Annotated in this window: 17 protein-coding genes; 7 read left to right on the top strand and 10 right to left on the bottom strand. The window is 34.7% G+C overall.

The features are described from left to right. Positions 1–62: 62 nt before the first annotated feature. From M0214_RS08710 to rlmB, 5 genes are all read left to right on the top strand, one after another. The gene (locus tag M0214_RS08710) at positions 63–1757 is read left to right on the top strand and encodes a POTRA domain-containing protein (protein WP_248722186.1); all 1695 of its coding nucleotides are present in this window, start codon (positions 63–65) and stop codon (positions 1755–1757) included. Between the two features lie 147 nt (positions 1758–1904). Continuing rightward, complete coding sequence (locus tag M0214_RS08705; protein WP_248722185.1) at positions 1905–5087, top strand: TonB-dependent receptor; 3183 nt, start codon at positions 1905–1907, stop codon at positions 5085–5087. A 6-nt stretch (positions 5088–5093) separates the two neighbouring features. Beyond that, positions 5094–6572, top strand: coding sequence for a RagB/SusD family nutrient uptake outer membrane protein (locus M0214_RS08700; protein ID WP_248722184.1), 1479 nt, complete (start codon positions 5094–5096; stop codon positions 6570–6572). A 14-nt stretch (positions 6573–6586) separates the two neighbouring features. After that, positions 6587–7321 carry a hypothetical protein gene (locus M0214_RS08695; protein WP_248722183.1) on the top strand — a complete coding sequence of 245 codons (735 nt, stop codon included), beginning with the start codon at positions 6587–6589 and terminating at the stop codon, positions 7319–7321. 68 nt (positions 7322–7389) lie between these two features. Beyond that, positions 7390–8136 (top strand): 23S rRNA (guanosine(2251)-2'-O)-methyltransferase RlmB, encoded by a 747-nt coding sequence (rlmB, locus tag M0214_RS08690; RefSeq protein WP_248722182.1) that lies wholly within the window; start codon positions 7390–7392, stop codon positions 8134–8136. 12 nt (positions 8137–8148) lie between these two features. Here the strand turns inward: rlmB and M0214_RS08685 are convergent, their stop codons facing one another. Next, positions 8149–8871: a rhomboid family intramembrane serine protease gene (locus tag M0214_RS08685; protein WP_248722181.1), complete on the bottom strand. Its 723-nt coding sequence runs from the start codon at positions 8869–8871 to the stop codon at positions 8149–8151. Positions 8872–8968: 97 nt separating this feature from the next. Here M0214_RS08685 and M0214_RS08680 point away from each other — a divergent pair, with 97 nt between their 5' ends. Continuing rightward, positions 8969–10246, top strand: coding sequence for a replication-associated recombination protein A (locus M0214_RS08680; RefSeq protein ID WP_248722180.1), 1278 nt, complete (start codon positions 8969–8971; stop codon positions 10244–10246). 124 nt (positions 10247–10370) lie between these two features. On the opposite strand, the gene M0214_RS08675 is transcribed toward M0214_RS08680, so the two are convergent. The 9 genes from M0214_RS08675 to M0214_RS08635 form a co-directional block, all read right to left on the bottom strand. Further along, positions 10371–11000, bottom strand: a complete 630-nt coding sequence (locus M0214_RS08675; protein WP_248722179.1) for a hypothetical protein — start codon at positions 10998–11000, stop codon at positions 10371–10373. A gap of 43 nt (positions 11001–11043) precedes the next feature. Then, positions 11044–11862 (bottom strand): hypothetical protein, encoded by an 819-nt coding sequence (locus M0214_RS08670; RefSeq protein WP_248722178.1) that lies wholly within the window; start codon positions 11860–11862, stop codon positions 11044–11046. Beyond that, positions 11852–13270, bottom strand: a complete 1419-nt coding sequence (locus M0214_RS08665; RefSeq protein WP_248722177.1) for a DUF5723 family protein — start codon at positions 13268–13270, stop codon at positions 11852–11854. Before M0214_RS08665 ends, M0214_RS08670 begins: the two co-directional genes overlap by 11 nt. Before the next feature lies 1 nt (position 13271). After that, on the bottom strand, positions 13272–13799 hold the full coding sequence (locus M0214_RS08660) for a hypothetical protein (RefSeq protein ID WP_248722176.1): 528 nt from the start codon (positions 13797–13799) through the stop codon (positions 13272–13274). A gap of 50 nt (positions 13800–13849) precedes the next feature. Beyond that, positions 13850–14536, bottom strand: a complete 687-nt coding sequence (locus tag M0214_RS08655; RefSeq protein WP_248722175.1) for a YjjG family noncanonical pyrimidine nucleotidase — start codon at positions 14534–14536, stop codon at positions 13850–13852. Next, positions 14526–15827 (bottom strand): polysaccharide deacetylase family protein, encoded by a 1302-nt coding sequence (locus M0214_RS08650; RefSeq protein WP_248722174.1) that lies wholly within the window; start codon positions 15825–15827, stop codon positions 14526–14528. The genes M0214_RS08655 and M0214_RS08650 overlap by 11 nt, the downstream gene beginning before the upstream one ends. Then, complete coding sequence (gene radC, locus M0214_RS08645) at positions 15828–16526, bottom strand: DNA repair protein RadC (RefSeq protein ID WP_248722173.1); 699 nt, start codon at positions 16524–16526, stop codon at positions 15828–15830. It lies immediately after the preceding gene. 79 nt (positions 16527–16605) lie between these two features. Beyond that, positions 16606–18351, bottom strand: coding sequence for a response regulator (locus M0214_RS08640; protein WP_248722172.1), 1746 nt, complete (start codon positions 18349–18351; stop codon positions 16606–16608). Beyond that, positions 18345–19472 carry an FIST signal transduction protein gene (locus tag M0214_RS08635; RefSeq protein ID WP_248722171.1) on the bottom strand — a complete coding sequence of 376 codons (1128 nt, stop codon included), beginning with the start codon at positions 19470–19472 and terminating at the stop codon, positions 18345–18347. The genes M0214_RS08640 and M0214_RS08635 overlap by 7 nt, the downstream gene beginning before the upstream one ends. Positions 19473–19696: 224 nt before the next feature. Here M0214_RS08635 and M0214_RS08630 point away from each other — a divergent pair, with 224 nt between their 5' ends. Next, on the top strand, positions 19697–20149 hold the full coding sequence (locus M0214_RS08630; protein WP_248722170.1) for a DUF1569 domain-containing protein: 453 nt from the start codon (positions 19697–19699) through the stop codon (positions 20147–20149).

The following is a 20149-nucleotide window of genomic DNA, read 5'->3' as shown; positions in this document are numbered from 1 at the left end:
GTTTGAAGACGGAAAACCGAAGAAAAACGACAACATCAAAATTCTGTAAACTTTTTTTCAGCATGAACACTCCTCAAGCTTTCATCCTCATGATGTTTGTATTTTTTTTCCCGGAGGTTTTTTGTCAAAATTTAAAGCTAAAAATCGACGGCAGCACACCTTCTGAAACCCTCATAATTGATTCTCTCAATTATTCAAAATACCACAAAGACTACATTTCTTTAGAATCTGAAATCGACTCAACCCAAAAACAACTTTACAAACTAGGGTTTATAGAAAATGAGCTATCAGGCATCAACAAGATTAGCGATTCGCTTTTCCATGCAAATTTCAACTTAAAGACTAGGTTCAATAATCTGTTGATTTATTACGATGAATCTGTAATCCAAAAAACAACTCTTGAACTCGTTTCAAATAAAGTTTACGACGACTACTTTGAAATAAAACTATCAGAAACTGAAAACGTCCTCGGTTTTCTGAATGAGAGTACCTCTGCAAAAGGCTTCCCTTTCTCAAAACTAAAACTCTCTGAAATAGAGATTGATGATACGGGTATTTTGACAGCCCAATTGAAAATTGAAACAAGTCAAGAAAAAAGAATTATCAATGACATTAAAATTAAAGGCTACAACAAATTCCCAGAAGCTTTTCTAAAGCACTACTTGAAAATAAAGCGCTCTCAGACTTTTGACTTAGCCGACATTAAAAACAAAACTCAACAGCTACAAAATTTAAGATTTACTTCCGAAGTTAAACCTCCAGAAGTTTTATTCTCTAAAGATTCCACCACATTATATCTATACCTTAAAAAAGAACAAAATAATTCTTTCGATGGTTTTTTAGGGTTTGGCACTAACGAAGAGACCAGCAGAATTCAATTTGATGGATACATAAACCTAAAACTGACCAACAACTTAAATTTTGGCGAATCTTTCAAGATACTTTATAAGAGCGATGAAAACGACCAAGAAACATTTCTGGTTGACCTAAGCATGCCCTACATGTTCAAATCCCCTATTGGATTAGACCTGTCTATGAATCTGTTTAGGAAAGACTCGACATTTACTACAATAAACCAATCGGCCAAGCTCAATTATCAAATCAACGCTCGTCATAAAATCAGTTCTGGGATTCTTTTTGAAGAATCGAACAACCTATTGAGCACAAACGCATTGATTTCTATACAAGATTACAGAAAGAACTTTGTATCGTTTAGCTATGAGTATACAAACGTGAAAAAAGCAAACCTCCTATTCCCCATACATTCTAACGTTTATTTGGAAACAAATTTCGGCAACAGGAAAGAATCATCTAATACCTCAAAACAAACCGTTCTACGCGCAGATCTTTTTAAAATATTCAACCTAAACCACAAAAACAGCTTATACATTAGAGGTAATGGAGCTATTATTGATTCAGATTTACACTTTGAAAATGAGTTGCTACGCTTTGGCGGGATAAACTCTATAAGAGGTTTCGAAGAAAACAGCCTATTTGCCTCACTTTACGGACTGATAAATACAGAATACAGATTTCAACTAAACAACTCCATTTACTTACACTCTGTAATTGACGCTGCTTATTTTGAAAACAAAACCCAAAACCTAAACCAAAAGCTATTTAGTTATGGGTTCGGTTTTGGCATCCTTACCAAATCTGGCCTATTCAAACTGAACTATGCCAATGGAAAACGAGAAAACGAACAGTTCAAATTATCGAACTCTAAAGTCCATATTAGCTTAACTACAATTTTTTAAAGAAAAAGCCTTAAACTCACAAATTTTAATGCTTTAAACCCGTTTTAGTTAAATTTTCGAGTTAAATTTCAAATTTTAACCGTTATTTATTGTTTTATTAACTTTTTATTATGATTTTTGACGTTGACTAATTCAAATAATTATAAAATGAAAACAAAGTTTAGTGGAATTTTAACGCTAATACTAGCGTTTGTTGTGCAACTATCTTTTGCACAAGAAAAGACGGTTTCAGGTACTGTTCTAGACGAATCAGGTCTTCCGTTACCAGGAACAACAGTCGTAGTGAAAGGCACCTCAACCGGTACATCTTCAGATTTTGACGGTAATTATTCAATAAAAGTAAATCAAGGAGGAATTCTTGTGTTTAGTTTTGTTGGTTACACATCTCAAGAAGTAACGGTAGGCTCTTCAAACACAATTAATGTAACCATGGTTGAAGATGCTGCAACCTTAGAAGAAGTGGTGGTAGTTGCCTATGGTACTCAGAAAAAAGAAGAAATCACCGGTTCGGTTACTACTCTAAAAACAGAGAAATTAGCCGACATCCCAACACCCTCAGTAGTTCAGGGTCTTGTTGGTCAGGTATCTGGTGTTCAAATTATCAATCAATCTGGAGCTCCAGGAGCCGACCCAACCGTAAGGTTTAGAGGTATTGGTTCTATTAACTCCTCTAGTGCTCCGCTATATGTTGTAGACGGTGTGGTGTTTAATGGAAACTTAAACGCTATCAACCCTCAGGATATTGAGTCCATGACATTCTTGAAAGATGCTTCTGCTAATGCACTTTACGGTAGTAGAGGTGCAAATGGTGTAGTTATCATTACTACTAAAAAAGGAGCTTCTGAAAAACTTGAGGTTACTTTTGATACAAAAGTTGGTTTCAATGACAGAGCAGTTCCTGAATATGATATCATTTCATCCTCAGGAAGATATTACGAGGCTGTTTTTGACAGAACCAGACTTAATTTAATCAACAATGGTCAGTCACCAGCAGCTGCCGCTCAAGCAGCAGCAGCAAATATTGTTACAAATCCAGCTTTCCCTCTTGGTTACAATAGTTATGATGTTCCTGAAGGGCAAATCATAGACCCAGCTACAGGGAGAATCAATCCAAGCGCAAACTTATTGTACCAAGATAGTTGGATAGACGAATCTTATATCTCAGGAATAAGGCAAGAGAATTATTTAAGCCTACGTTTCAGAAACGAAAAATTAAGTACGTTCCTTTCTTTAGGTCACTTAGATGATGAAGGTATCATAGTTAATTCCGGGTTCGAAAGAATTACCGCAAGAATGAATTCAGACTTCACACCTACAGAATGGCTAAAGATAAACGCTGGTTTAAATTACTCGAACACAATTGCAGATAACCCGCTGGGTGGTTTTACCTCAGGTAACGTAAGTAATATTGCAGGATGGGCGCGTGGTACTGCTCCTATTTACCCTGTTTATGGACGGGATGCAAACGGTAATTTAGTACTTGATAGCAACGGTAATAGAATTTTTGATTTTGGTTTAGGAACTGGTGGTTCTGTAGGAACCAGACCAAGTTTTAAATCTCTTTCTAACCCAGTTGGTACTGCACAATTAGATGTTAATGACAATGTCTCTGATAACCTTTCGGCTAGATTTAGTATATCGGCTAAATTCCTTAAGGACTTTGAATTTACATATAATATGTCTGCCGATTTAACTTTAGCTAACATCTCGAGATATGCTACTCCTCAAGGAGGTGACGCTTTTAACGCGAACGGTAGAATTACAACACGTTCTAATAGAGGTTTAACAGTAGCACATCAACAGCTTTTAAACTGGAATAAAGACTTTGGCAACCATAGTTTCTCCGTGTTACTAGGGCATGAAAGTAACGATTACAACTTTAGATTATTAGCTGGACAGGTTACTGAAACTGTTATTGATGGACTTGCAGTAGTAAATAATGGTGCTAATATTCAGTTTTTGACTGGATACCAAAAAGATTACAATGTAGAAGGTTACTTTTCTAGACTGACTTATGATTTCTCAGATAAGTATTTCTTAAATGCAAGTTTCAGACGAGATGGGTCATCGGTGTTTAGTCCAGATAACAGATGGGGTAATTTCTATGGTCTTGGTGGTGCATGGTCTGTACACAAGGAAAATTTCTTTAATGTGCCTTGGGTAAATAGTCTTAGACTTAAGGCCAGTTACGGTCAACAAGGTAATGATGCCATTCTCTACGAAGATAACAGGACTATTGTTGGTGATGCCGATAATAGAAACTATTTTGCCTACACTGATCAATTTGACATCATTAACGCAGGAGGCAACCTTCCAGGAACAGCATTCTTCCAATTGGGTAATGCCGATTTAGTTTGGGAAACTTCCACAAATATTAATGCCGGATTAGAATTTACAATACTAGACAATAGATTATCTGTAAATGCAGAATACTTTGTAAGAGCGGTTGAAGACTTATTATTCTTCGAACCACTGGCACAAAGTGATGGGGTTGGTACTAAACCTGCTAATGTTGGAGATATGGAGAACAAGGGTATTGAAATTGAACTTTCTGGAGATATTGTAAGAAGCGAAGATTTTCAGTGGTCCCTATCTATTAACGGTACACATTATAAAAACGAAATCACTAAACTTCCAGATGAATTTATTGACGATGGCTTGTTTAGACTTCAAGAAGGCCGTTCACGATACGATTATTTTATGAGAGAATGGGCTGGTGTTGATCCAAGTAATGGTGACGGCTTATGGTTCACTGATGTTCTAGACACAGAAGGTAATGTAACCAGCAGGGAAATAACAAATAACCGTAATGGTGCTTCTGAAAACTTTGTTGGAAAATCGGCAATCCCTGATGTTTATGGTGGTTTCAATACGAGCCTTACCTATAAAAATTTCTCATTAGGCGTAGCATTTGCTTATCAAATTGGTGGATATGGTTATGACGGGGTTTATCAAAATCTTATAAGTACAACCTCTGCCGGAGACAACTTCCATAATGATGTATTCAACTCTTGGACTCCAGAAAACAGGTTTGCACTAATTCCAAGATTAGATATTAACGACGTGAATCAAGCCGGAACATCTTCGTTCTTTCTAGTGGATGCATCGTATTTGAACCTTCAAAATGTGACCTTATCGTACAATTTTGACAACAAGCTTATGGATAAACTGGGTGTTACAAGCCTTAAAATCTATGCGACCGGAAACAACCTACACTTGTGGTCTAAAGCTAGACAAGGTTACGACCCAAGGTTGAGTATTACTGGTAACGCCATTAACGAGTTTGGACTTGCCAGAACTACATCTCTTGGAATAACAATTAATTTCTAAAAAATCATGAAAAAGTTTAAATATATTTTATTAGCTATCCTTTTCACCTCCATTTATGGTTGTGAGGATAACTTTCTTGACACTGAAGCAGCTAACTCTATAACGAGAGAACAGCTTGAGTCTACCCCTGCTGCAAATGAAGCAACACTCAGAGCGATTTATGCAAATTTACGTTCATTTGGTATTGGTAACCCTGCAAGAGTAGATGTAGATTATGGACAAAAGGGAATTATGGCCATTACAGATATGATGGGACAGGACATTGTTCTAAATAACTTCAACTGGTATATCTTCCTGTATAATTATAACGGAAGACAACAAACCAGTAGTAGGACCAACATTGTTTGGAACACTTATTACACAGCTATAGCTGACGCCAATAGCGTTATAAACGGTTTACGTGATAGAAACGACAGAACTTCTGAAGAAGACGCGCTTCTTGGACAAGCTTTAGCTATAAAAGCATTTTCTCTATTTAATTTAGTAAGAGTTTATTCAGACACATACATTGGAAACGAAACTTCTCCAGGTGTACCAATTCCTGATAGAGTAGACATTGTAAGTGGTAAAGGTAGAGGTACAGTTCAAGATGTCTATGATGTTATCATACCCGATTTAGAACTTGCTGTAACGCTATTAGATGGTTATTCTAGAGACACCAAACAGGAAATCGATAAGAATGTAGCCATGGCCTTTTTAGCGAATGTATATCTTGAAACAGGTAACTGGCAAGGCGCTGCCGATAATGCTGCGGGTGCTAGGGCAGGATATTCCTTAATGCCAGGTGAACAATATGCTATCGATGGTTGGGATGACATTAATAACGTAGAATGGATGTGGGGTGCCGATATAGACAACCTAACCTCAACCACATTTATATCATTCTTTTCGCATTTTGATAGCACTGCTGGTGGTTACGGTGGTGTTGGATTCGGTTTTGGTTTCAAAATGATTGACGCCAGACTTTACGACCAAATACCAGATACAGACTTAAGAAAAGCGGCATGGATAGACCCTGTAGATGGTAATCCAGATTTCCCAGCTGAAGAAGGTTACATAGGTTATGCCAACGTTAAGTTTATAGACCAAACGTTTTTTGAAGGCGATTACTCTTATATGAGAGCTGCAGAGATGTGGTTGGTTGAAGCTGAGGCCAAAGCTAGATTGGGAGATCCTACTGCCGCGGATGTACTATTCGAATTGGTAAGTAACAGAGACCCTGGCTATGTAAAATCTACAAATACTGGAATGGATTTAGTAGAAGAAATCTATTTACAAAGAAGAATAGAACTTTGGGGTGAAGGTGTTTCATGGTTTGACTTGAAAAGACTTAAGAAACCTTTAGACAGATCTGGACCTGGTTCTAACCATAGAAGCTTTGGTTTAGTTGACATACCTGTGGGTGGCGACTTCTTTAAAATGCAAATCCCTCAAGGGGAGTTGAACTCAAACCCTAATATAGGGCCTAATGACCAAAACCCTTAATTAAAAAAACTATTATGAAAAAAACACATATTTTATTAGCAATGGTTTTTTCACTAATCCTAGGTAATAGTTGTAGTGAGGAAAACATATTAGAAGACAACGTATTTGATTATATCACATTTGCTCAAACTAGTTACAGTGCGGTTGTCGATTTAGGTGGTGACATCACCGTAGATGTATCTGTGCTAACATCGAAAAAAAGTAGTTCTGATAGATCAATTGGAGTATCAGTAGATGGTTCAACATCAGCAGGAGCTGGTTCGTATAGTGTTCCTGAGACTGTTATTATCCCAGCCGGTTCTCAAGAAGGTACTCTTACTGTTACACTTTCTGACTCAAACTTAGGTATAGGTGTTAACAATCTTGTTTTGAGTTTTACGGATGAAGAAGGGGCTTTTGTTGGAGGTACAACAACTGTTGCCTATACCCAACAATGTAATGAAGTTACAGCTGTACTAGATTTTGTTTTTGATGGCTTTGCTAGTGAAACAACTTGGGAAGTAAAAGATGCTTTGGATAACGTTGTCGTATCTGGTGGAGGGACGTATTCTGACGGACAAGCTACTGCCTCTGAAGATATTGTTCTTTGTGCTGGAAGAGATTATACATTAATAATTAATGACAGCTTTGGAGATGGTCTGAGCTTCCCTACTAATGGTACTTATACACTAACTCTGAATGGAGTAGTTAAAGCTCAAGGAGGAGGTAATTTTGGAAATTCTGACTCTTCTGAATTTGACACTAAATAAAATTCAATACTTAATTCCACAAAAAAGAGACTGAAACTTTTCAGTCTCTTTTTTTATACCTTTACCCCATGAAAAAACAAACCCAAATATTCGGGATACGAGCCATAATAGAAGCCATTAATTCTGATAAAACCATAGATAAAGTATTTCTTCAAAAAGGGCTTAAAGGAGAACTTTTCACGGAATTAGAGACGCTTTTAAGAAAACAAGATATCAGTACCTCGTATGTGCCTATTGAAAAGCTGAACCGATTAACAAAAAAAAATCATCAAGGTGCAGTAGGTCAAATTTCACCAATAGCATTCTATGATTTAGAAAATTTAGTTTTGAGTGTTCTAGAATCTGGTAAAACACCCATGTTCTTACTTTTAGATCAATTAAGTGATGTTAGAAATTTTGGAGCTATTATAAGAACTGCAGAATGCACAGGAGTTTCCGGAATAATTATTCAAAAGAAAGGTGGCGCCCCTGTAAATGGAGACACTATAAAAACCAGTGCAGGTGCGGTTTTTAAAGTTCCCATTTGCAAAGTAGACCATATAAAAGATGCTGTTTTTTATATGCAGGCTTCTGGTATTAAGGTTATTGCTGCTACCGAAAAAACAAACAATAATATTTACGATATTTCTTTTAAGGAACCTTGTGCTATCATCATGGGATCTGAAGGAAAAGGTATAAATCCTTCCATTCTTAAAATTGTAGATGAAAAAGCTAAACTCCCTTTGTTAGGAGATATCGAATCTCTAAATGTATCTGTGGCCTGTGGTGCTTTTTTATATGAATCAGTAAGACAAAGATTGACTATTAACAATTGAGATTTTTAAAAACTACTTCTTATTTTCTTTATAGGTATAGTTTATCGATGGTAAGTCTTCTTGATCATCATCGAGGGTTTCAATAAAGTTACCGTCTTTATCAAAATGTTTTAAAAAGGGGTCATCATCCTCATTATAATCTTCCTGCTCCCAAACAAATGTTTTAGGTTTTGCAATTTGTTTCTTAAAGAACAGTGCAAAAATCAAACCCGTGACTAAACCTGACAAATGACCTTCCCAGGAAACCCCTTCTTTAATAGGAACGATATACCAAACCATACTTCCATAAAGAAAAACCACCAATAATGATAAAGCGATTAGGCGATAATGCTTTGCAAAAACGCCTTTAAAAAAGGTAAAACTTACTAGCACATAAATGAGTCCGCTAGCTCCAATATGATATGAAGGTCGACCAATACACCAAGTTAAGAAACCTGATATAACTATACCAAGAAGAATGACTTTCCAGGCAATTTTACGATAAAAATAAAACATAGCCATAGTAAGCACTAAAACCGGTACGGTATTATGGTACAAATGTTTAATCCCATTATGTATGAAAGGACTCAAAAGCACTCCTCTAAGACCGTCAAAAGTTCTAGGATAAATACCAAACTCATTGAAATTAACACTAAACCTTACCTCAAAAGACAGCACCGACCATATTATTAAAACAAAAAAGACAGGATAGGCTATAACTCCTGTAGAAAATTTAAAATGACCATTTTCATCCATATTATAAAGATAGCAAACAGCAGTCCAATCTGCTACTAAATGTTAAATTGACAGTTTATCCCTTAGTTGAATATTAAAAAAAGGTATTTTTACGTTTATGAACGAACCTTTAGCAGAACGTTTACGTCCAAAAACTTTAGAGGACTATATCAGTCAGGCACACCTTGTTGGACCAAAAGGAGCTCTAACCCAAAGCATAAAACAAGGCTTAATTCCCTCTATGATTTTTTGGGGACCTCCCGGAACGGGAAAAACAACCTTAGCCAATATTATTGCTACAGAATCTGGTCGACCTTTCTATACTCTTAGCGCTATAAGCTCTGGTGTAAAGGATGTACGTGATGTTATAGAAAAGGCCAAACAAAGTGGCGGTTTATTTACCACTAAAAACCCTATTTTGTTTATTGATGAGATTCATCGCTTCAGTAAATCTCAACAAGATTCGTTACTCCAAGCGGTTGAAAAAGGCTGGATTACACTAATTGGAGCTACTACAGAAAACCCTAGCTTCGAAGTTATTTCTGCATTGTTATCAAGGTGCCAGGTTTACATATTAAATGCATTCGATAAAAATGATTTAGAAACACTTATAAATCGAGCCATTGAAAAAGACAACATTCTTTCTAAAAAAAACATAGAATTAAAAGAAACCGATGCGCTTTTAAGACTCTCTGGTGGAGATGCCAGAAAATTATTAAATGCTTTCGAACTCATTATAAATTCTTTTAATGAAAACAAAATTATAATAACAGATAAAATTGTTTTGGAAAGAATACAAAACAATCCAGCACGCTATGATAAAACGGGTGAGCAGCACTACGATATCATTTCGGCATTTATAAAATCTATTCGTGGAAGCGATCCCAACGGTGCCGTGTATTGGCTAGCTCGAATGATTGAAGGTGGTGAGGATTTAAAATTTATTGCGAGGAGGCTATTAATTTCAGCAAGTGAGGATATCGGAAATGCAAATCCCACAGCACTGGTTATCGCCAACAATACGTTTCAAGCTGTATCTACTATTGGCTACCCTGAATCCAGAATCATTTTGAGTCAGTGTGCTACTTACTTAGCTTGTTCCCCTAAGAGTAATGCAGCCTATGCTGCTATAAAGCTGGCACAACAAAAAGTAAGAGAAACTGGTGACCTTAGTGTTCCTCTAGAAATAAGAAACGCACCTACAAAACTAATGAAAGAATTAGGTTATGGAGAAAATTACAAATACGCCCATAAATACGAGAACAATTTTGCCAATCAAGAATTTCTTCCTGAAGAAATTAAAGGCACCAAATTCTACGAACCTGGAAATAATACTCGAGAAAATGGCCAGCGTGAATTTTTAAAACAACGTTGGAAGAATAAATATGACTATTAGCGGTTTAATAATGGCTCACTATGGAAGAACAGCTAATATTTTCTGATATTGCCAAAAACAGTAAACTGTAGTGAATATCGATTAGAAACTTCACCTCAATAAGCTATAGTTATTTAGAATGACTTTATTTTTTGTAATAATCTTCAAAGCATTGCATTCCTATTGCTCCTCCAGAATACGATAGTACAACATTATCTTCAAGATATATATTGTTACAACCATCGTTGTACTTTTTGATTTGCTCTTCACTTAACCCTTTTTCGAAAATCTTATAGGAATATACACCGAGAGCATTGTTACCATATTCAATTTCCATTGGTTTCCAATTAGATATTCCAATACAATTTACAGATTCCAGTTTATTATAAAGTTTTTCGATAGTTTCATTCGTCCAGTTTAATTTGTTTTTAGCCAATTTAAACGAATTGGTCTTTCCGTGATATTTCTCTTCGTAGTTAGTTTGTGGCTCCTCAATATAATTATCAATATCGATATCCCATTTCCGAAACAGCAACTCATTATCCAGAGAATCATGAAGCTTTTCATATACTTCTAAGTTAATTTCGTCCGAGGATTCATAACGAATTTGTACTATATAATTTTTTGGAACGATTTTAGTAAAATAACTAGTTAATTCTTGAATTTCGGCTGAATGTTTTTCATAATTCGCTATTAGGTCAGATTTCCGTTTTGAGTGACCACAACTCATCATCAAAAACGATAATACACAAAAAAGTAATATCTTAAATCTCACTAAATGATGTTTTTTTTTCAGTTTGAAAACAAAAATAGACAACTTAAAACTTCAAGTCTAAAACCTGTTTTACTAAGGTCTCTCCATCGTAATATTCCAAAATCCAATCACCTGCTTTTTTGTAGATAACACCATTTAAATGCTCCACTAGAAACACATCAGTCAACCCAGTATTCTTTATTCTGTACAAAACCTTAGGTGATGTATCAACTAGCTGAAAACCGTTTTCTATTGGTTGAGCGTAGAGCCGTGAAGTGGATTTTTTTAATTTATCAGACTCATCATGTTTTGGCTTTGAAACCTTACTCCTATTTTCAACTTTACTTTTTACTTCTTGAATCTGTTGCTCAGGCTTAACAGACTCATCACTTTTAATAGCATCAATAGGTTCAGAATATGCTTCTGTAGTAAGCGTTAAACTATTACTAGGCTTAAAGGAATAATTCAACTTTTTTAAATGTTCGAAAACGGTTCTAATTGCTGCATGATAGGCTTTCTTATATTCCTTTTCCCTACTCTCTCCTACTGGGGAAACATAAACAACTTTATCATTACAATCTTTAAACTCTAATTTCAGTTTTGTTTTAAACATTCCAGGCTCCCTCAAAACATTAGATCTTAATGCTAAACAACGGTTATTAATTAAATCTTTGGGATAATCTTCTCCTTCAATTATTGCTTTAAATCCATTCTTATTAAATAAAAAGTGCGTTAAACCATTTAATTGATATTTATTCTTTTCACTTAAAAAATCAAATTTATTAGGCACAATAATATATTTGTAACCATCTAAACTTGACTGCGCATAAAATGAAGAGACATAGAACAGAACAACTGCCAATACTAGAAACCTAATTTTCATCTTTTTTAAATACATAATTAATACCTAATTGTAAAGATACACTTTGAGCGTCGTATACGTTATTTAAGCTAAGTAAATTATCTGCCATAGCATATATATTGAGCCCTAGCAAACTTGCAGAAATCCCTAAACCTAAATTACTGAAGGAATAAGAATCGATTGTATAAGCAGCTTTAATATCCAGGCCGTTAAGCAATCTTCTGTAATAATAGGCGGTTAAAGCAAGCTGCGGTGCTTTGGGTCTATTGATAGCATATAATTGCCAACCTACAGCATTTAAATACCCTTCATCTTCATTTGTACAATTGCATTCTTTTAGCTTTTTCTTTCCAAAAGAATAATTTAAAGATGCGTTAAACTTTATAGGCCTCATTGTAGTGTAGGCAGTGCGTATGGTGTCGACTTCAAATAATTCCTCAAAATCGTCTTCAATGTCACTCCAATAGCCATCTGCAGTCTGACCTTGAGCACTAGCAAAAAGAGGATCAATACCCTCATAAACATAATCACCCTGCACCTGATAATTTTCTACTTCTTTTTTATGACGAATAAAACCAATATCTAAGAGAGAGGCATCTATGTGCCACTGGTCGTTGATTTGATGTGTGACACCCAAATCCACACCCAAGCCTAAATTACCTCCAAACAGAAACTGTTTTCTTAATGTTTTAACATCCTCTGAGACATCTGAGTTGTCATCATTAAGCATTGTTGCAATACCTGAAGTCCTGACACCCAAATCGAGATTAAACACGTGTTGAAGTAAATTGTTTTCACCTGCCTGAGTGACAAATCCACCTTTATTACGTGTTGAATTTATATTAACAACACTCGAATAAATCTTCCCTCTTATTCCAAAAGTAAATTTCTCATTTACCTTTTTATTAAAACCTACATGAAGTACGGAGATTAATTCTGCACTAATATTAAAATGATCGGCTTGAAATAATCTATTTCTATTATTGAAGTTACCTTCATAAGCTAGGATAGCAAAATCTTGAGGAAAGTATCCAATAAAATCTGTTTCTTGATAAAGTCCAAAGCTTATATACTTATCCTTTTCAAAAGAATTACCATAAGCAAAACCACCTGAAAAAATTTCCAACTGCTGAGTAAATGTTGAAAAATCTCGAGAAGTCATACTATAAATTGCCCGTCTAAGCTTTTCAGTAAAATCTATATCATTTTCCGCAAATAAATCGTAAACAGTAATCCCCGACGAACCTGCATTAAAATGGATATGGGATAAGAGAGGAACTCCAAAATACCAATAATTGTCTATCTTCCCTCCTGGGTTTTGTAATAAGGATTGCGGTAGTTCTGAAAAACCATAAAGTAGTTGTTTATTTTGTGTAAAACCAAAATTAACAAACACTATAAATAAAAATGAAATTATACCACGCTTCATACTAACTCTCAATATTAAAGTAAAACACACCTCTAGACTTTAAACCAATACTACCTGTAGTAGAAATATTTATTGCATCTCCCGGAAGCATGGTAAGTGTAAACGCTAATATTGAAGTATTTTTCAGAACATCTAATGCATCTCCTTCAAAAGTTTTTGTATGTGTTGATGACTCTGAGGTTAAAAAAGAAAAATTATCTAGTATGTCTCCTGATTCGCTTACAAAGTTTAAATCGAAATGAAAATCTCGAGGTAACGAATTTTCAGTTTCAAACACCAAATCAACTTTAGTCAAGTTATCATTAATAAAAGAACTGTTAAAAACATCTACTTCTATAAAATCTCCCGTTACAGGAACCTCCACCCCATTTTCAATAAAACCGGGTGCTTGAGCTTCAAAGAAGATAATACTGGATTCAATAGTTGGAGAAATTTCGATGTTTTTTGCCTGTTCAAAATCAATATCCTTTGTACAAGCAATGCACAAAAAAAGCAAAAACGACAATCCTATTAAAAACTGTTTTTTCATTTGTCTAAGTAGGTTAATATTTGGTTTTGTAAACATAGTAAATTTAGATATTACAAAATATCACGTAATTGATTTAAATTCTGAATCTTTTTCTGGTTATTTTCTGAAAAATGATTTTTGGGATCAAAAAGAATGGTATCCATTCCAACATTTTTTGCACCTAATATATCAGCTTCATAACTATCTCCAATCATAATACTGGTATTAACATTGGCTTGAGCAAGACTTAAAGCAAACTTAAAAATTTTCGGGTTAGGCTTTTTAACACCTACCATTTCCGAATTGGTTACTGTTTTAAAAAAGTGCACAATGTTAGACTTATACATTTTCTTATGCTGAATTTCTTCAAACCCATTAGTGATTATGTGTAAGTTATAACGCTTGTTAAGATAATTTAATATACTTATTGTATTATCAAACAAGTAATTATATGTTGCTAGATGTTCTATATAGTCGTTAGAAAGTTTAAGAATAAAGTCCTTTTCCAGCGCTTTACCTAACTCTAAAAAAGCATCATTGAGTCTTCCAAACCGTAAGGATGGCTTATCTATCTGTTCTTCTCTGTATAATTTCCAATACTCTAAATTTATTGGTTCGTAGTGAAATAAAAATCTTTCGATATCTACTTCTAAATTATTGATTTCAAAAATCTTTTTAAATGTAAGGCCCGAGTTTCTATCGAAATCCCAAAGTGTGTGATCTAAATCGAAAAAAACATCTTTTATATTATTGTTCATTTGCAGATTCTATTATGACATTGAACAATTCCTTAAATCCCACCCAACGGGGAGAACCTGAAAAAGTATAATTATGAAATACAGGAATTAATTCTCCCTTAACCTTTTTCACTTCTCTTATCAATTCATTCAAAACCTTCTTTTTATCTAAAAGCGATTTATTTTTGAGAAGAGCAAAATCCATTAGCTGATAGGAGTAGACTTTAAGTGGCGTCTGTATCTCATAATCCAAATCGTAAAAGTAAAATGGTGTACATGTCCCTGCACGGAACCCAACATGCTTTACATAACCCATGGTGTAATCCTCTTTTACTTCCAAATCAACAAGATTCCTGTAGGTCTCTGGCAAATTAAGCCTAGAGTAAGACTGCCTGGATGCAATTAGCGGCCTGTTGATTACCTCCTCCATTTTAATCTTCTCCTTTTTTGTAACAGTTATATTATCTGCAGCAAAAAAAGAAACTTTCAATCCAACCTTACAATAGTCTGCAACATGTTTTATGAGCGAAACAAAACTCTTCTTATTAATATTGATGCCCTTGTCGTATGTGGAATAATCCCCTATAAGAAAGAAAAACAAAAACTTACCCTTACTAGATTTTTGTCTATTTATAAGATACTTGAATGTATCGTATGGATCATGTTTAAGACCTAAAAGCACTACAATTCTTAGATATATACTTTTAAATCTAAATTGAAAGAATTCCTTGAACAGCCCTCCTACAGTTCGAACCAATCCTTTAGATTTATAACGGTAGGCTGTCGGTACATCAATAATAGGTTTAATTCTATAGGTCCTTTCTGGGAAATCAAAATCCGGAAATTGATTTTGTATTGCCTCTTTGAATTTGTAAGCCCAAATATCTATAACAGGGATTTTCAAAAAATCATTTTTGTACGCTAAACTTTCTGAAGCCATAAACCTACCATACTCATCTTTTACATGTGGTAAATATTCTTCATATCGAGATAACAAATAAAAAGATGCCGCAAATATATCGAATGGCACACCACACTTATCACCTACATAAAAGAATGCCTTTGTATCGTCCCAATCTTGAACATTAATATCAATATCTGAAACACCTTGCTCAAACATGATATCATGACTTTTAATAAAAAACTCATTACCGAGCTGTTGCTTAGTGTAAGACATTTTTAAACTTTCATGCGCTATGAACTCCTCTATTTTTGTAGTAAAACCAACATCTACTCTTAAAATTCTCGTACAGATGTGCTTGAAAGCATATTTAATACGTGGAGATATTTTATGTGTATAAACTAAGAGCATCTATAAAATGGATTGGTCTGCAAAACTAAAATAAGATTTCTCTGTAACGATCAAATGATCTAAGACACGTACATCTAAAGTATTGGCTGCATTTTTTAGTTTTTGGGTAATTTGTTTATCGGCCTCACTTGGAGTTAATGCTCCAGAGGGATGATTATGTGCTAAAACTAGGCTAGTAGCCCCTACTTCGAGAGCAGTTTTAAGAACTAGCCTAACATCTACTAGAGTGCCAGTAATGCCACCTTTACTCAACTGGCTTTTAGTAATTACTTTGTTAGAATTATTTAAATAAATAATCCAAAATTCTTCATGGTTGAGCTCACCTATTATGGGTTGCATAAGTTCAAATACCGAGGTGCTGGAGGTGATTTTCTTTTTATCCAAAGCTTCTTCAGACCTTCGTCGTCGTCCTAGCTCTAAAGCTGCAGTTATGGAAATGGCTTTTGCCTCACCTATTCCCTTAAAGCTCATTAGTTGCTTGATAGACAACTTTCCTAATTCATTTAAATTATTCCCGACCGTATTCAATATACGCTTACATAAAGCTACAGCACTCTCATCTTTATTACCCGAACCAATAAGAATAGCTACCAATTCGGCATCACTTAGCGTAGTTTTTCCTTTATTTAGAAGTTTCTCTCGAGGCTGGTCATCTTGTGACCAATTTTTAATTGAAAACGAGCCGTTTTTTTCCTGCATTGGATAAAGGTAACTATAACTCAAATAGAAATCAATAGCCTAATGAATACTAATTAAAAAAAGCCTTACAATCTCCCAATTAAATACACTTAGCTGAAGCAGACTTTAGCGAATAGAATTGCAACAGGGTATAAAGTTTAGAAGGATCAAAAGGTTTACCCATAAAACCATTCATTTTATAAAGTTTTGCTTTTTCCTTGATATCAGTTTGCGCAAATGCAGTAAGTGCTATGATAGGAACAGAAGCTTTCTGGGGATTAGAAAAAGCTCTTATCTTCTGTGTGGTCTCATACCCATCTAGCAAGGGCATTTGTAAATCCATTAAAACCAAATCAAAATCTTCTTCTTGAACCAAATCAAGAACTTCATGTCCGTTTTCAGCAATTTTAAAATCTACATTCCACTTAGAAAGAATTTTTTTTATGATTAAGATGTTCATCTTATTGTCTTCAGCAACTAAAACTTTAATATCTAAAGGACTGTACTGAGGATGCATTTTAATCATCTCAGGTTCATACTGACTTAACCTGTTGCTCAACTTATACTTAATATTGAAAGAAAATGTAGCACCTTTACCTAACGTGCTCTTAACTTTCAACTCACTATTTTGAAGTCCCAGTAATTTTTTACTAATGGCAAGTCCCAGACCAGTACCTCCATATTTAACAGAAATATCAGAATCTGCCTGAACAAAACTTTCGAAAATAGAATTCTGCTTTTCTTTTGAAATTCCTATTCCGGTATCTATAACTTTAAATCTTAGTTCTACCTTATTGTTCTGAACACCAACTTTTTTAACGCTAAGTATGATACTACCGTGTTCTGTAAACTTTAACGAGTTACTTAAAAGGTTTTTTACAACTTGAGTTAACTTAAGTTTGTCACCGATTATATTATTAGGAATATCATTTTCTTTGATAACATTAAAGATGATACCTTTCTTTTCTGCTCTCAAAATAAAATGAGACTTTATGTTTTCGAGGAAATAATTTAAATCAAAATCCTTTTCATTAACCTTTAATTCTCCAGACTTGATCTTATCGAAATCCAATAAATCGTTTATCAGACCCAACAAATGCTCTCCAGAATACTTAAGTGCTTTTAAGTTTTCTAGCTGATCCGGCAGGTGATTTTCCATTAATAGAATGTTCGTTAAACCTGTAACTGCATTCAATGGTGTTCTAATCTCGTGAGACATTGTAGATAGAAAAACATCCTTAGACTTACTAGCTTTTTGAAGTTCTATTTCGGTCTCCTTCAAGTTAGTTACTTCTGAAATCGTACCAATATAGCCAACAAACTTTCCGTCCTTGTTGTTTATAGGTTTAGATTTTACTTCAAACCACAATGTTTTGCCTTTGTTTTTATGCTTGAAAATAAACTTTATCCTATTTTGTCTTTTTCCAAAAATATCTTTGAGACCTTTTTCACCATCGATATCCTCTTCCTTTAGAAAATCTAAGAAGTTTTTTCCCAATGAGGTTTCTATGGAATGTCCAGAATACTCTTCCCAGGCACTATTCAAAAACGTAAAGTTCCCAACAGGGTCGGTTTCAAAAATAACACCACCAATATTATCGACTAAATTTGTTAATTTGGTTTTAGTTTTATCTCTTTCTATGGTGAGCTTTTGATTGGCAACAAAAAGCTCTTTAGAACTTTCCTCTAAAGTATTCTCTATGAGCTGAATATCCTTATCAAAACTAAAATATGCGGTATTTACAAATTCCAAAAATTTAGTGAAATTTGGGTCACTACTTAAATATTCTAAATTAGCCTTTTGAAGTTGCCGCTTTAACAATCTATGTGAGTTAATTTCTAACATTCTGCAAGTGTTGTTATTGTCATGGTTTGATTATGTAATTCGCATGGCGAAAACTCTCCAAAAGGTGCTATCTCGCCATAAGAATAGAACCCTGTGATATATGATTTGTCGCCAATACCCTCACGTACTGCCTCAACTTCTTCTTCAACCAGCTGTTTCAAAACCAAGCGTCTACCTACACAACTAATCAATATGGCCAGTTGAGATTCTTCGTTTAAAAATTCTGCTGCAGAATCTGCAGAGTCTTTTGCCCCGTTTATCAACCTATCTATATTGGCCTTCATTAATCGAACATAAGACCCTTCGGGAATATTACCTGCAAACGTTAAACTTTGGTCTTCTTCAGAAACGCTCAGTATAGTCCTCACAACAGGATCACTAGTGTCACTATTTCTCATACTAAGAGGGAACAACAACCCAGAACCTGGCAAATTCTTTGCCTCTTCTCCAAGAAACGATTTATAAATCTTTAAGGCTGGTTTACCGTCTAACTCATAAAGTACATTCTTTTCAGACTTGGTAACTAATCTTTCTATACCAAAGCTGTCCCATCCGCCTTTTGAACTACAGCCTATCTTTAGGTGATTCCCGTAAAAACCGAGACCAATAATTAGTTTATTAGTAACCTCATCTCCATTAATTATGAAGGTATCGTTAAAATCTGCCCCATCGGCCGCTAAGCCTCCAGTAATACTAACATTGGGAATCTCAGATTTTAATCCAGAAACCAATTCTGCTCCATTAACATTCAAACCATCGCTTAGTACAAGAATGTGTTTTAAGTCATCACTTCTTAATGTATTAGCGATTTCCTGCCCCGCCTTATAACTACAGTTCATATCGTTTATTGGTTTGGCAAACTTCTTTAGTGTCGTTTTCTCGAAATGGACCGCTGTTAAAGAAATAGAATTATCTTTAACTGTAGTTCCAGATATCTCTCCGGCTGTTGAACACCCAATAACAATTGCAGTTGGATACTCTTGTTTAATAAGCTTTAAAACTTCTGATTTTTGAGGAAAATCTGGTGAAATGAAAAGAATGAACAAATCGATTTTAGAATCGATTGATATGATGGTATTCTTCCACTCATTTTCACTAAGTGAATGTTGGAATATTTTCATGGTTGTAAATTTAGGGATAGGCAATATACGTATTTTATCGTAAAAAAATACATTTCGACGATAAAAACATACTAAATAAGGTGTTTTTTCTTCCAAAAAAACTTCAAACTTACACAATAGAGTGCTTTTTTCTTACTTTTTGTATTAAAAAAACATTAGGCCGTTAAGGTCATTTTATGCTTAAAAATTGTACTTTCATTGGGTATTTTAAATGTCGCACCACTATGAAATCATTATTTGAGACAGAGGCTCATCAAGATATTCTACAAAGAATTAATGCATTAAAAAGCACTTCAAAAGCCAAATGGGGCACCATGAACGCCAACCAAATGGTTAAACACTGCCAAGGCCCCATAAAAGTAGCCATGGGTAAAGAACAATTAAACGCAAATATTGGATTTATGAAAAAAATGGTGTTTAAGCTCTTTAAATCCAGTCTTTACAATGATCGCCCATGGAAACAAAGCATACCTACTGCTCCAGAATATGTTGTAAGAGACCAACCGGAATTTAAAACTGAAAAAGTAGCTTTAATTGATTTGGTCAATGAGTTCAATAAACTTAAAGACAAAACCGATTGGGTAGCACACCCTCTTTTTGGGAATTTTACAGCAGATCAATGGGGAAAAGCACAATATAAACACCTGGATCACCATTTGAGACAATTTGGGCTATAA

It is taken from the genome of Seonamhaeicola sp. ML3 (assembly GCF_023273855.1).
In the GTDB taxonomy this organism is placed as follows: Bacteria; Bacteroidota; Bacteroidia; order Flavobacteriales; family Flavobacteriaceae; genus Seonamhaeicola.
This window is presented reverse-complemented; position numbering and strand designations above follow the sequence as displayed.

What these genes read in the sequence shown, in the direction of transcription:
- M0214_RS08670 (WP_248722178.1), bottom strand. Translation starts at nt 11,862, where the DNA reads ATGAAAATTAGGTTTCTAGTATTGGCAGTTGTTCTGTTCTATGTCTCT.
- M0214_RS08695 (WP_248722183.1), top strand. Translation starts at nt 6,587, where the DNA reads ATGAAAAAAACACATATTTTATTAGCAATGGTTTTTTCACTAATCCTA.
- M0214_RS08705 (WP_248722185.1), top strand. Translation starts at nt 1,905, where the DNA reads ATGAAAACAAAGTTTAGTGGAATTTTAACGCTAATACTAGCGTTTGTT.
- rlmB (WP_248722182.1), top strand. Translation starts at nt 7,390, where the DNA reads ATGAAAAAACAAACCCAAATATTCGGGATACGAGCCATAATAGAAGCC.
- M0214_RS08635 (WP_248722171.1), bottom strand. Translation starts at nt 19,472, where the DNA reads ATGAAAATATTCCAACATTCACTTAGTGAAAATGAGTGGAAGAATACC.
- M0214_RS08630 (WP_248722170.1), top strand. Translation starts at nt 19,697, where the DNA reads ATGAAATCATTATTTGAGACAGAGGCTCATCAAGATATTCTACAAAGA.
- M0214_RS08655 (WP_248722175.1), bottom strand. Translation starts at nt 14,536, where the DNA reads ATGAACAATAATATAAAAGATGTTTTTTTCGATTTAGATCACACACTT.
- M0214_RS08665 (WP_248722177.1), bottom strand. Translation starts at nt 13,270, where the DNA reads ATGAAGCGTGGTATAATTTCATTTTTATTTATAGTGTTTGTTAATTTT.
- radC (WP_248722173.1), bottom strand. Translation starts at nt 16,526, where the DNA reads ATGCAGGAAAAAAACGGCTCGTTTTCAATTAAAAATTGGTCACAAGAT.
- M0214_RS08660 (WP_248722176.1), bottom strand. Translation starts at nt 13,799, where the DNA reads ATGAAAAAACAGTTTTTAATAGGATTGTCGTTTTTGCTTTTTTTGTGC.
- M0214_RS08700 (WP_248722184.1), top strand. Translation starts at nt 5,094, where the DNA reads ATGAAAAAGTTTAAATATATTTTATTAGCTATCCTTTTCACCTCCATT.
- M0214_RS08640 (WP_248722172.1), bottom strand. Translation starts at nt 18,351, where the DNA reads ATGTTAGAAATTAACTCACATAGATTGTTAAAGCGGCAACTTCAAAAG.
- M0214_RS08685 (WP_248722181.1), bottom strand. Translation starts at nt 8,871, where the DNA reads ATGGATGAAAATGGTCATTTTAAATTTTCTACAGGAGTTATAGCCTAT.
- M0214_RS08680 (WP_248722180.1), top strand. Translation starts at nt 8,969, where the DNA reads ATGAACGAACCTTTAGCAGAACGTTTACGTCCAAAAACTTTAGAGGAC.
- M0214_RS08710 (WP_248722186.1), top strand. Translation starts at nt 63, where the DNA reads ATGAACACTCCTCAAGCTTTCATCCTCATGATGTTTGTATTTTTTTTC.
- M0214_RS08650 (WP_248722174.1), bottom strand. Translation starts at nt 15,827, where the DNA reads ATGCTCTTAGTTTATACACATAAAATATCTCCACGTATTAAATATGCT.